The sequence below is a fragment of the Rhodohalobacter sp. 8-1 genome, assembly GCF_038150125.1.
Taxonomy (GTDB): Bacteria; Bacteroidota; Rhodothermia; order Balneolales; family Balneolaceae; genus SW132.
This window is the reverse complement of the sequence record NZ_JBBVMF010000013.1, coordinates 19518-33612: the sequence shown is the minus strand read 5'-3', so window position 1 is coordinate 33612 and position 14095 is coordinate 19518. Positions and strand designations below refer to the sequence as shown.

Annotated in this window: 8 protein-coding genes; all 8 read right to left on the bottom strand. The window is 42.5% G+C overall.

Annotated features, from left to right (window positions below; genetic code table 11):
• Nucleotides 1-166: 166 nt before the first annotated feature.
• Complete coding sequence (locus AABW11_RS13385; protein ID WP_340105621.1) at nucleotides 167-1378, bottom strand: GAF domain-containing sensor histidine kinase; 1212 nt, start codon at nucleotides 1376-1378, stop codon at nucleotides 167-169.
• A 36-nt stretch (nucleotides 1379-1414) separates the two neighbouring features.
• Complete coding sequence (locus AABW11_RS13380) at nucleotides 1415-1774, bottom strand: response regulator (RefSeq protein ID WP_340105620.1); 360 nt, start codon at nucleotides 1772-1774, stop codon at nucleotides 1415-1417.
• Nucleotides 1775-1792: 18 nt separating this feature from the next.
• Nucleotides 1793-3985 carry a PAS domain S-box protein gene (locus tag AABW11_RS13375; RefSeq protein WP_340105619.1) on the bottom strand — a complete coding sequence of 731 codons (2193 nt, stop codon included), beginning with the start codon at nucleotides 3983-3985 and terminating at the stop codon, nucleotides 1793-1795.
• Between the two features lie 149 nt (nucleotides 3986-4134).
• Nucleotides 4135-4548, bottom strand: a complete 414-nt coding sequence (locus tag AABW11_RS13370) for a hypothetical protein (RefSeq protein ID WP_340105618.1) — start codon at nucleotides 4546-4548, stop codon at nucleotides 4135-4137.
• 256 nt (nucleotides 4549-4804) lie between these two features.
• Entirely contained in the window at nucleotides 4805-5458 is a 654-nt protein-coding gene (locus AABW11_RS13365; RefSeq protein ID WP_340105617.1) for a response regulator transcription factor, read from the bottom strand.
• A gap of 10 nt (nucleotides 5459-5468) precedes the next feature.
• Nucleotides 5469-10457, bottom strand: coding sequence for a PAS domain-containing protein (locus AABW11_RS13360; RefSeq protein WP_340105616.1), 4989 nt, complete (start codon nucleotides 10455-10457; stop codon nucleotides 5469-5471).
• A 176-nt stretch (nucleotides 10458-10633) separates the two neighbouring features.
• Complete coding sequence (gene pheA, locus AABW11_RS13355) at nucleotides 10634-11782, bottom strand: prephenate dehydratase (RefSeq protein WP_340105615.1); 1149 nt, start codon at nucleotides 11780-11782, stop codon at nucleotides 10634-10636.
• 575 nt (nucleotides 11783-12357) lie between these two features.
• Nucleotides 12358-14064: an ATP-binding protein gene (locus AABW11_RS13350; protein WP_340105614.1), complete on the bottom strand. Its 1707-nt coding sequence runs from the start codon at nucleotides 14062-14064 to the stop codon at nucleotides 12358-12360.
• Nucleotides 14065-14095 lie beyond the last annotated feature (31 nt).

Below are 14095 nucleotides of genomic sequence, written 5' to 3'. Positions count from 1 at the left end.
CAATATTTAGAGGTTGTAAAGAATAACAGGGTGTTTTTCGGCGATATTTTTTCCTTGGCTTCGCCCTGCTGAGAGAAAAATTTCTTAGTGAGGAATCCGGTCTTAGTACTTGTGTACTTGAAGTCGTTAAGAGATCAAAGCTATCAAAATTTCAGTGTGGATACGATTATCCGGCAGTAACCACGGGAATTTCAACATGTACTGTAGTCCCTTCTCCTTCTTTACTCTCGATTTCTATATATCCATCAAATAATACAATGATATGCTTGATGATTGAAAAACCAATCCCGCTGCTTTTCTCTCCGCTCGTTCCTTTCGATACCTTAAATCTGTTCTTGTTTTGAAGCAGATTTCTACTCTCTTCATTGCTCATACCAATACCGCTGTCAATCACTTTTAGATCAAGTGTATTGTTTTTCCGCAAAAGTAACAATTTAACCCTGCCACCCGATTTTGTATACTTTATCGCATTGGATAGCAAGTTACCAATCACCTGCTCAAATTTATCCCCATCAAGCCATACAGGCTCTTCAAGTCCTTCGGCGTAAAATTCAAGGTCAATGGATTTAATTCGAGCAGCCGGTCTGTAAAGCTGTAGAATGTTATCGATGATCTCCTGCAAATTAACCTTACCCGGTGAGAGTGTTAATCCTTCAGATTCAATGATTGTATAGTTCATCACTTCATCAATCATCTGATTTAGCTGTGTTGAACTTTGCTCGATAATATCTATGATCTCAATATGCTTCGACTGTTCATCCTCCATTTGCTCCCTGAGCATGCTGGAAAGTCCGATGATACCGTTTAGGGGAGATCGCATATCGTGGCTCAGCATCTTCATCAACTGCACTTTATACTCGTTAAGTTTTTGAAGCTCTCTGTTTTGCTTATGCAGTTCAAGATGAGTCATCACCTCATTTGCAACAATTTTTAGCTGATCAATCTGTGTTTCCGACAACTCTTTTTCTTCATAATCGAGAACACAAAGAGTGCCAATGGCATACTTGTTTTTTGTGACGAGTGGAATCCCGAAATAATAGCGAAGTCCACCCTCCTGGTTCACTGAGGGTAAGTTTGAGGTACGGAAGTCCTGATCAAGATTTTGAATTTCAGTAACGCCCGGCTCTTTTATTGTATATTGGCAAACTGTCTCTTTTCGGGGGGCTTCTCTTAACTTTTCCGGGATACCAACCATCGACTTCGTCCACTGCCGGTTTTCGTCAATGAGGTTAATCATTGCAATCGGCACGTTTGCTATTTCAGAGGCGAGCTTGGTCAGGTTATCAAAAGCCTCCTCTGGTAGTGAATCCAGGATCTGGTAAGACCGCAAGGCTTCCAGTCGTTTGGTTTCATTCGATTTAATATCTGCGTCTATCATAATTTTTTCCGTTTACAAAATCTATGGAAAAGTCTCTCAGGCGTAGGAACATAGGATTTCATTCAATTCCCGATAAGTAATTGGCTTGATCAGGTAATCGATAAAATTGGTTGCTTCAGCTTTCTGTCTGAAATACTGGTCGGAATTCCCGGTCACATAAAGCGCAGGCACATCCTGTGTTTCCTGAATTATTTTTACCGCTTCAATTCCTGTAATTCCAGAACCAAGCTGCACATCCACAAGCAAAAGTTCAGGCTTAAACGTTTCAGCTGTTTTTACAGCATCCTCTCCTGTTTCCACTTTTACGATTTCACTGCAGCCAATGCGCTTGAGCATCATCTCAAGGCTGAGTGCCAAAATCAGGTCATCTTCAATTATGAGTATTTTTTTATCCATGGTTGGTAAATAGTATTTTTAAAAAAAGGCGTTACTTGATCCTTTGGCTTCAGTTTTGTCAAAAACTATTGATACAAAATTTGCTTCCGGGTTTACGTCAATTGTTCCGTTGAGCTGTGCAACAAGAATTTCCACAAGTTTATACTGAAACTCCTCAGAATCGAGATTGCGTTTGAAATTTTCGAGTTTTAGACCGCATCCCTGCAAAGATATCTTCACTTTTTCTTCGGATGATGTCAGGTTTAAATTCAAATTGCCGTCACTATTATCTGGCAAAAGAACGTTTATCAATTCGTTGATCATCAGACCGGCAGGAACGGCCTGGTTTAAATTCATCGTTGTTGCATCACAGACTAAATTAAGCTCGGATATCACGTCAGTCTGATAACCCTGCTGCGGCAAAAACTTAACAAATGATTTGAGGTAGTTATCGAACTGAATTTTAACAACGTTCTTTTCCTGGTAAAGCGTCTCGTGTATTTTGGCAATTGAAAATATTCGACTCTGAACTTCACTTAGCTTTCTGTACACATCCTGATCTTTCTCTTCAAGAAGCTGCAGGTCAAGCAGTCCGGCTATAACGGCAAGATTGTTTTTTACACGATGATGAATCTCCTGTAGCAGAATTTCTTTCTCTTTTAGTGAATCCTGGGTTTTCTGGAGGGCTTTCGTTTCACGCTGTAATAGCTCCTTAATTTTTATTTCGAGCTGTTTTTGCTCCGTAAGATCTACATAAATTCCATATACAGCTATTACATTTTCACCATCTGAAACCGGTACGGTGCTAAGCAGTACAGGAATCTCTTTGCCATCTTTTGTATATCGAACGCTCTCAAACTGTGATGGATTACCTTTAAAGGCCTCGCGGCTTACTTCGTCCGCAATATCCCGGGTTTTCTCATCTGTAATCAATTCGTTTACATTAGAACCCACTACATCACCATTCAGATAGCCAAACATGGTTCTGAATCCATTATTGACCCTGGCAATCTTATTTTGATGATCAATCATTACTATACCAATGGGTGCATTTTCAAAAAGCTGGTTCATCATCCGGAAGTGATAGTCACTGGAGTTTTTCGCGTCGACCATCTCTGTGATGTCTACCCCGGTACCCACTACATAGTTGACATCTTCATTTTTGAAACTGCGGGCACTCAGCTTAAACATTCGTTCTTCACCACTTTTGGTTAGTACACGAGCCACTACCTGCGCTGATCCTTTAGTGATAGTTTCTGCCAGCTTTTCGGCAATTAAATCCTTGTCAGCAGGATGGAAAAACTCAACCGGTGTCATCCCAAACATATCCTCATCCAAATAGCCCAGCTCAGTTAAAAACACATCGTTCCATTCAAGAAATGTCCCATCTTTGTCGAGCACAAAAAACACGCCGGGAATACTTGAGATAGCTGTTTTCGCAAATTCTTGTTCGCTTTTTAGCTTCTTCTGAATCTTTTTCTCTTTTGATATATCCCTGAACGAATTAATCGTGGAGAGTTTACCATCTTTATCGCGGAAAACGACAGAGGATGCCATAATGGGCACTTCGCGACCCGACTTGTGTATATACCTTTTCTCACCTTCAAAATACGACTGACCATCACGTATTTCGGAGGCTTCTTTATTTAATGGATTATCTTCATCCATAATACCTTGCCGCCCGATTTTTCTAAGCTCTGCTTTTGAATAGCCCAAAATTGAGCAGGCAGAAGGATTGGCATCAATTATTTCGCCTGATGGCGTACCGATGATAATTCCGTTTATAGAGTGGTTAAACTGTTGTTTATATCGTTCGCGAGAATCTTTTAACTCATGTATTGCTTTAACATTACGGGTAATTTCATCGGCAAAAAGGATTGTAAGATCGCCCGTAAGAGACCGAATATTTATCTGAAACCACTTATTTTCGCCATTTAGAAAACTCAGATAAGTTGAGTGAAACCTTGTGCTTTCACCATCAAGGATTCGTCGCAGACCAATGATAAGTTTTAAGGCATCATCACTTCCCTGTTCTGCTGCGTCGCGGCAGTGATTGAAAAAATTCCCGTTTAAAGTAATTGAACTAAGATAACAAGACTGCTTTTCCTTCAGAACCCATTCTTCGTTCGTTTTGATAACATCGCCATCACTATCAAGTATGGCTGCAGGAGATGGGAATGCATTTAAAAGCTGCAGTTGATCTTGATCTATCTGAATTTCTTTTGTACTCATCAATATTTCATTTCTCGTCTTTGACAAATTTTCACAAACATTAAAATAATTTATAATAAAATACTTGCTGATGTAAGACGTGAAAAACGTATTTTTGCCATTCGTTTATTATGTGCTTTTCTAACCGAATTTTACTTAGGTATTATTACTTACCCGTAAATCTGTGCCGGTAGATACACATTGCCTTTCGAGACAGTTGAAATTGCTTCGCGGAGCTCAGATATCGCGGGCTCATACATCAGGTATCCGTGAATACCGGCCTGAATGAGCGGCTCCACCAAAAGCCTCGTAGTGTAGATATGAATGGCAAGAATTTTAATGCCATCTGAATGCTCTCTAACAGAGTTAATCGTCTGAATGGCAGACTGTTTGATGTTGGGGAGATCCAGTACTACAAATGACTCCACATCCTGAACTCTTTTTTCCAGGATATGTTCAACTTGTTCAATCAGTATTACTGCGGCACTGTCATCGCACGCTTTTTCCATTCTTTCAACCAGGGCGGTCGATCGGGGTGTGTATCCACTAAATAGAAAAATATTCTGTTTTACTGGTTTGGTCATACCAAAGAATATTGTCTTTAGGTGATGTTATATAAATTTCGCTACCCTAAAGTATTTAAACCATTTTATGATAAATCGGACTTTCTTAATTATTAGCACTCCGGTTTATCATTTTGTTAAGATGACGTCATTCGAAGCTAACACCAAATCAGGTAGAATTCTATTGGCGTATTATGCTAAACGACTCTAAGTTTTTTTACCTAAGAGTCATTCTTCCAATTTGCTGCAAACAGGGATTTTAGGTGAGGTTTGGCGTTTAGTCATTATTAACAAGCCCGTTCTGAAACGCGTATTTTACGAGCCCCGCAGTGTTTCGGGCACCGGTTTTCTGAAGCAGGTTTCGCCGGTGAGCATCAACCGTTCTGGGACTTATATATAATTTTTCTGCTATCTCTTGGTTGGTATGCTCTTTCACAATCATCTGCAGCACTTCCAGCTCTCTCTCTGTAATGTGGACAGGGTCAGGCGCCGAAGACTTTCCTTTATTTTTCACAAGATCCATCATAATACTCTGCGTAGCCTGGTCACTGAAGTAGTGTTTGCCCGCCATTACATCGTGAATAGCATTGGTCAGCTCATCCCGTCCAGCACTTTTCATAATATAGCCTGATGCCCCGGCCTGCACCATTTGCCGGATATGTGAATCGTCGCTGCTCATTGTCAGTGCAAGTACTTTAATGTTGGGATGTTCATCCTTCACCATTTTGGTGGTTTTAATGCCGTTCATACCCGGCATGTTTATATCCATAACAATAACGTCAACGGAGGTCTCATCAAGAATATTTTTTACCTCTTCACCATCCTCGGCCTCGGCAACCACATTTATGCCGGCCTGGGGTTCAAGCATGAGCTTGATGCCATCCCTTACAATTTTGTGATCATCCACTAACAGAACTTTAATATTAGCCATAATTTATTTTTTAATGCTTATCTAAGGGAACGATAGCTGTGATTAATGTTCCTGAGTTTTCTTTTGAATCAATATCTAAATTACCGGACATTGCTGCAACCCGGGTTTTCATACTTTGAAGACCAAGGCCTTCGTTTGCCAGATTTAACAGATCGAAGCCGGAACCGTTATCTTCAATTGTGCAAATTAATTCACTGTTTGAAAATACCAAGTTAATGTTGATTGTAGTGCCGCCTGAATGTTTGATGGCATTGTTCAGCGCTTCCTGTATGATCCGGAAAAGATTAATCTGAATGTTTCCGGGAACAGTGTCATCCCTATATTTTTGAAACAGGTAAATCGACATTTCCTGAGTGCTCTGCATCTCATTCACAAGCGATTCAACCGCAAGTTTTAAGCCGTAATCCTGTATTGCTTTTGGTAGCAGGTTGTGCGAAATGGAGCGCGTTTCGGAGATAGCATGCTCCAGCATTTGAAGCCCGGTTCTAAATGAGCGATCGGTTAATTCAGGCATTGACCCGGAATCGGAATAGACCGTAGTCAAATGCATATTGGCTGCTGAAAGATACTGTCCAAGACCGTCATGAAGCTCATTTGCAATTCGGTGGCGTTCCCGCTCTTCACCTTCCACAACAGCTTTAATCGCTTTTTCTTCAGCTTTACGCTGCTCAGTAATATCAATCGTAAGGACCAGTCGCTGCTGTTTGTCCCTGTAATAAATATCAGACCCGGAAATTTCACAGTATATTATGTCGTCGCTTTTAGTTTTTTGCCGCCACAAATCAAACCCGCTGCGCGTTTTCTGCAAATTCCGCATGGCCTCTTCCCGAATTTTCCGTTTCTCATCCGGCATAAAGAGATCATAAATTGTCATCTCTAAAAATTCGTCTTTAGTGTAACCAAACAGGTCGATCAAGGCTTTATTGACCGAAAGAAATTTGAATGATTCTTTATCAAAAATATACATCGGAAGCGGGCTTAGTTCGTAGAGAAGACGGTACTGCTGTTCAGATTTCTTTAGTTCTTTTTCTGCCTCTTTCTGCAGTGTTATATCATTCATCGCCCCTATAATTCTCAGTATATCACCTTTATCATTTCTGAGTATGTACGCTCGGTCAAGTACATTCGCGAGGGATCCATCTCCCCTGTAAAACCGATATTCCTGCTTCCATTCGGTTGCACCGGTGTCTTCTGCATGCTTCACATCATTAATCACACGGTCACGGTCCTCGGGATGAAGGTTATCTTTCCACACCTGAAAGCCATCTTCCGGCGAAGGAACGTCGTGTTTATAGTGTGTTTCAAACCCTTCGCTCCACCATACACTTCCCTCCGACGGGTTTGCATCCCATATAGCATCACTGACTACCGATGTGGCATATTCAAAGCGCCGTTGTTCATAGCTGAGGCGTTTCTGTATCTCTTTGATAGCCGTAATATCTTTGTTCACGGCAACGGCCCCATCAAAATTACCTTCCCTGTCAGTAATCACCCGAATAGAACTCATGATATTCATCGGTTCATCTATCCTGTTGTACTGCACCACTTCTCCGCTCCACTCCTCATCATCAACGAGCTCCCGGTAAAGGCTTTCCTCACTTTTATTTTCGTATTCAGTTTCAATCAGCGTCCCGATTTCTTGCCCAATGGCCTCCTGTTCCGACCAGCCATACATCATTTCTGCAGCCCGGTTCCACGACACAATCTTCATATTTTCATCTGTTGCTATAACAGCATCTGAAATATCCTCGAGTAAATGGGCCTGGCTGCTGAGAATTTCTTCGGAGATTTTCGTTTCGGTCTGATCGATCATCGCCCCAATCATCTTAAGGGCCTTTCCCTCATCATCCCGGAAAATATAGCCCTGGTCAAGTACATACCGTATATTACCGGTGCTATCGAAGAATCGATACTCATCTTCCCAGTATAGCTCATTGCTCTTCTTGGCCTTCTTAATACTTTTGATCACTCTCTCTTTATCTTCCGGGTGCAGATGATCTGTCCATGATTCTTCACCTTCCGGCAAATCCTGCATACGATAACCAAATTCCGTTTCCATTCCATTGCTCCAGGTAATGGTGTCGTATTCAAAATTCCACTGCCATACCACATCACTCACCAGGCCAGTTATAATTCGTAACCGGGTTTGCTCATCCTCAAGCTGAGACTCAATATGTTTAATTGAGCTTATATCCATCGACACGCCACGAAGAATTTCATTACCAGACGCATCGTCCCTGACAACCTCTGCTTTTTCCCTGAATGTGGTATATATCCCATCAGGCTGTTTATAGCGATAGGTGATATCCATACCTCCCCTGTTTTCAGCATCTATATAGGCATCATACGTGGCTTTTCTATCATCGGGATGTACACGCTGGAAAAAATCTTGGCGGGTTAGCGGTCCATCAGCCGGATCTGCTCCGTAAAGCTTGTATTTATTATCTCCCCAATAGAGTTTTCCGGTATCTAAATTTTTCTCCCAATAACCAATTTCGGCAATTTCTTCTGCCTTTCTCAGCTGTGCAAGCGTTCGTTTAATACGCAATTCCTGCTCTTTTGAGCGCGTAACATCAAGCATAGCACCGATTACACGTACAGGATTACCCTCCTTATCAAATTCAACATTCGCTTTTTCGTAGATCCATCGCTCCCGCTTATCTTTAATGTTTTGGATTTTATATTCGCCTTCAAATAGTTCTCCTGCTTGAATGGCTTTTTTATATAACTGCGCAACATATTTAAAGTCGGGATGCAGCGTTTCTACCAGGCGTTCAGAGCTTAGTGTGGCTCCCTCAGGCAGCCAGAACATCTGATTAAGAACCGTTGACGTCCGAACCTCCTGTGTATTTAAATCCTCTGTGAACGTTCCCAGGTTTGCCACACGCTGTGTTTCCAGTAAGAGACGCTCATTTTCTCTCAGTCTTTTCTCGTTCTTTTTAAGGCTCGTAATATCTACATGGGTTCCGATCATTTTCACGGGTACCCCTTTATCATTCCACTCTATATTTTTCCCGCGATCCAGAATCCATACCCAATGCCCATCTTTATGGCGCATTCGAACTTCAATTTCGTAGAGATCAGTTTTCCCGGAAAAATAATCGTCTACTGCTTTTTCAAATCGTTTAAGATCATCTTTATGAACAAGTTCATTCCAGGTATCTATGCTAATCGGTTTCAGCTCGTCAAGCGTATACCCTACAAGATTTGCCCAAACTTCGTCGATTGTTACTTTTCCGGTTTGTGGATTCCACTCCCACAGCCCGATATTGGCACTGTTAGTAGCTTGTTTTAATCTCGTACGGCTGAGTTCAATTTGCTCCTCCAGCTCTTTTCTCTCCGTAATGTCGATATGAGTACCAGTAATCCGAAGCACATCACCATTTTCATCTCGTTCGGCTACCACTCCTCGGTCGAGCATCCAAACCCAGTGGCCGGCCTTGTGCCTCATACGAATCTCATTAAAGTAACTGGAGGATTTACCTTTAAAATGTTCCTCCAGCAGACGTTCAGTGTTATCTAAATCTTTTGGATGTGTAAGATCTGCCCAGCCGTCATAACGTAAAGGCGTAAGCTCTTCCCGTGAGTAGCCCAGCATGTTGGCGTACTCATCGTTGATTAACACTTTATTATCTTTTGGATAAAAGTCCCAGAGGCCCACATTTCCTCCTTTAACTGCAAGGGTCAGTTGTTCTTCGAGCTCTTTCAGCTCCGTTAAATCCAGGCCAATACCAAGTGTAAATGACTCATTCAGCTGCATATTCATCCAGCTTGTATTTAATTTATCACCCGATTTAGTGTAAACTTCAAAATTTTTCCAGCTGTTATCAGCCTTGTCGATATGAGATTTCACGCGTCGGTAAGAACTTGGAGCCGGCACCAATTTCTCCATAAGATTGCCTTCTATTATCTCTTGTTCACTATAGCCAAGGCGATCCAAAATAAAATCGTTGCACTCTATAATATTCCCCTTACTGTCGAGTATATTTATAAAGACGGGAAGTTTATTGAATATTTTGAGAAGGCGGTTGTGTTCCTTTTTTTCTTTATTCTCAAGTTTTTTTCTCTCGGTTATATCATGTCCGATCCCAACAATTGTTGAATCGGATAGCTGAATATTGCTCCAGACCTGGTGGCGGACTTCCCCTGCTTTTGTAGTCACATCAAATTCTTTCCAGCCCGACCCGGGATTCAACATATGTTTATGAGCCTCTTTTCTAATCTCTTCATCGGGATATAGTAAATTAAGTAAATCTTGTTCGTTATCTTCGGCCGGGTCCCATCCAAGCACACTCTCAAATTCACGGTTTACTTCATTGATCTCAAGCTCCGGATTGAATACCGTAATTAACACAGGAATTTGGTCGAAAAGTGTTTCAAATTTCTCTTTCTCAAAATCAAGCTTCCGCCTCAAGGTTTTACTTTCGGTAATGTCTGATGTAATTCCCGAAACAGATTCAATAAGGCCGTCTGCTATGTTTAATGTTCCGCGCGTCAAAAGCCAGTGAATCGACCCATCCATGTGGATTACACGATATTCAACATTGAAATCTTTCTTTTTTGAGAGTGTTTTTGCCACTTCATCTTTAAATCTTTCAACATCGTCGGGATGTAACCGGGAAAACACGTGTTTTAGATTCAGATCCAACGTTTGAGGAAAATCAAAAAAACTGTGGTGATTTGATGAGGTAACGTATCTGTCTTCCTCCGGGTAATATTCCCAGGTAGCCATTTTATTTGACTCCAGGGCAAGCGTCAGACTCTCGTCCTTTTTCTCAAGCTTTTGTCGCTCTTTGTTGATCTCGGTTTCATTGAGATTTATCAGATAATACAGACCACCTGCCGTGATCGCCACATAGAACCATCCTTTAGCAATATTTGCAACGGTTAGCAGACGTGGATTGCTTACAAAGACCTCCAGAATTGAGTCTGTTGTAAATATCCAGATCATAGCCACAATAAGGTAAATCGCAGCAATTCGAAATGGGGATAATTTCATAAAAACACCTGTTGTTCTTTTCCAGGTTGCAATCCCGGTATTAATCAGGTTAGCTCATATATTCTTAGGCTTATGTATTAACAATATATTTGTATTAACAATATATTAAGCATCGTCCGATATCGTAAAATGTTAACGTAAATGGATGCCCTTTTGGGACAATTACGTCAATAGTTTTACCACTTCCCTTCCCGTACAGGATAACTCCCGAGCACTTTTACAAACTGTGCCTGTTTTTTCAGCCTGGAAAGTGCATCCGACACCCTCAGTTCCTCAGTATTTCCTTCAAGGTCGAGGTAAAATAACGACTGCCAGGGATGATGAGGACGAGGACGTGATTCCAGCTTTGTCATGTTAATGCCGTGATCACCAAGTAAATTCAGGCATTTCAGCAACTCTCCTTTTTCATCAGCCGTGGCAAATATGAGCGATGTTTTGCAGTTCAGCTGTGGATCGCACGTTACCTGTTCGGGACCCACAACAACAAATCGCGTGTAATTCTCTTTTTGGTTGGCAAGGTCTCGCTCCAGAATCTCGAGATCATATAGTTCGGCTGCATAAGCACTGCCAATTGCTGCCTGCGATAAATCACCGTCGTTTTTTACTTTCCGGGCGGCCATGGCCGTATCAAAATAGCTTTCCACATGGCAGCGTGGCAGCGTGGCAAGAAACCGGCTGCACTGAGCAATAGCCTGGGGATGAGACAATACGCGCCGGATATTTTTCAACTCTACTTTTTTAGGCGCCATCAGGCAGTGAATGACCTTTAAAATTTCCTCTCCATTAATGTACAGGTCTTTCTCGGCAAGCAGGTCGTAGGTATCGTTGATCGACCCTGCCGTTGTATTTTCGATCGGCAGCATCGCCACGTCGGTATCGCCTTTTTCGACGGCCTCGGCCGCCTGATCAAACCTCGTAAACCCGATACAAATAACATCATCGTAGCGCTGCTCAAAATGGCGCATAGCTACCTGGTGGCTAAATGCCCCATCGGTGCCCTGGTAAGCAACTTTTATGGACGTTTGATGTGCTTTCTTGTTTTGATGATCTACCAGTGCGTGGGTCTGGTATCGCACCGAATGACTGATTACCTCACGGAAGAGCTGTTCCAGGAAATAGGGATCCATCCCCGCTTCTGCGGCTTTTTCCCGGATGGATTCCATCATCTCCTCTTCTCTTCCGGGATCGCGGATCTCCTTCGAGTTTTCCAGCTTATCGGCGAGCACATCGCGAACAATTCTCTGGCGTTCACCGAGAGCATCAATGATGGTTTGATCCAGCTTATCAATTGTCTTCCTGATCGAATTCAGGGTGTCATCTGCCATAGCGGACTATTCGGTTACTTTATTTTTATCTGTCAATATTAATATCCATTCTTCAATATCGAGTTCAATAATGTGTCTCCTTGCCTCAATGGATTCTCTGGATAAAGATAGACTTAAGGTTCTACAGTAAAGTTTGTGGGTTGTTGGCAAAATATGTGAATAATCGCATAAAACATGTTCGAAATTTCCCAAAATTAATGTTCATTGCTTTTGCAGATCCTTCTCTTCGCCATCAACTACAATGGCTCGATCAGGATGACACGCTCGTTAGTAAACATAAGGGCGGCGTGAGCGAATTCATCGTTTTCAATATCGCATTGTCATCACGCCGCCGCAAACCCAGTCTAAATCATCGTCATTCTGAATAAAACGGTGGTTTTCCGTTTTTATGAAGAATCTGTAACAGTAACATGTTTTGTTTTATCAAATAACTGGTTTAAGATTATGAATAACTCATCTCACATAATGAAACAGTGCTTAGGATTATTACAGGTACCCACAAGCTTTCCTGTAGAACCAGACTTAATATCTTTTCCGATTCACGGTATCGTGGAATGGAATTAAACCACTAATAATTAAACTCTCAAATTAGACTTCAGTTTTTCTACCTGCTTCAATACTTTCTCGCGCGGCATCGACCGAAACCGTTCCGGTAACAGCGCCCTTGAGGTACACTCAACAACAGCTGTTAATGTTTGCAGTTCAATTTCTTCGGGATATGTAGGTGGCATAAAGTCATCCAAAACCCTGTCTAAAATATCTCGCGTTACTACGGTCTTACCCTCAGCTACTGCATGAAATTTTGCTCGCGTGAGAGCCGCTTCCATATCTGCTCCTGAATACCGGATCGATCCTGTTTTAATTGCTTTCGGCAGGTACTCTTCTTCCATTTGAAGGCCGGTTTTCTTTTTCATCACCTCGAACAGCTCAATCCGTTCTTCTTCTGTTTCCGGGTGAAACAGCGCGATATGCTCCTCGGCTCTACCCTGACGCTTAAGGTCAACAGGCATCAAGTCCGGGCGGGCCGTCATCAAAAACCATACAATTCTTCCGCGATTTTCTGTGTCACTCATAAAAGTGGCTATCTGAGAAAATACCCTGCTAGACACGCCACTGTCGCCCGATGCCTGACGGTCGCCAAGATACGCATCCGCTTCGTCAATCATTACCGCAACCGGCGACATCGCCTTCAGCAATCCCAGGATTTTTTCAAGATTGCCTTCCGTAACACCCTGCCACTGGCTTCTAAAGTTTTTCAGTTTCACCATGGGGATACCCACTTCTCCTGAAAAACAAGTCACCAAAAATGTTTTCCCCGTTCCAACGGGCCCACAAACCAGGTAGCCCATCGGGATTACGTCCTGCCGGCCAGATTTTAGTGCGTCAGCCGTCAGGCGAAGATGCTTTTTTACAGCCGAATGGCCTGCAACATGATCCAATGTACGTGTAGTTGGCACAAATTCAAGAAGGCCATATGCCTCCTCTTCAATCATATCTTTCTTGATGGACGACAGCGATTCATAGGTAATCGGGTCGTTATGTTCCTCCGCGTTCGACAGAATACTGTTCAGATGCACGAGCCCGAGCCCTGCTGTCATTTCGGATATAATTGGGATGGGCAGATCTGAAACAACACGGTCCTTCTTGTCATGATGCTCCAGAAAAGCTGTCCGCTCTTCTTCATTTGGCAGAGGCACATTAATATCTGACGTGTAGGGGTGCTGGATCAGTCGTTTATTTAGGTCTGCCAGGTTTTCTGTCAGAAGTACCGTGGTAAAATCACCGGCCAGGAACAACGGATCATGTGCCCATTTTAAGAGATAAACCAGTGCGTTCCTGTCTTCACTCCCTGAACTTCCTGCATCATTCATGGGCACAATAGTTTCTGCCCGGTCAATTATGAGTGCAACACTTCGATTGGAATTAAGACGGGAACGGATATACTGTTCCAGAACAGAAAATGCGCCAACAGGATCTTTCGGAAGTTTTTTGCTGTACTGTGTCCCGGCGATAGTATCACGACCGGAAAGGGCTCTGTTGAAATCGGCTTGCGTCTCCTGGTCGCGAAAGTAAATGCCGGTAGCTCGATCATAAAAAAGAACCAGGTCTCGTGCTCCAAAAAAATCATCAGCCAGGAATGTCTTCAGGCGGTCGAACCGGGGAGGATCCCCTTTCACATGAACCATATCATGAACATTTCCGTGCATCACAAATTGGTTGAGCGTTCGGCTCAGATATAGCTTGGCAAATTTATTCGCCCAATCCGGATAGTGATTAATCATGCTTCTTTAAATTAAATTTTTGTCAGCCGTA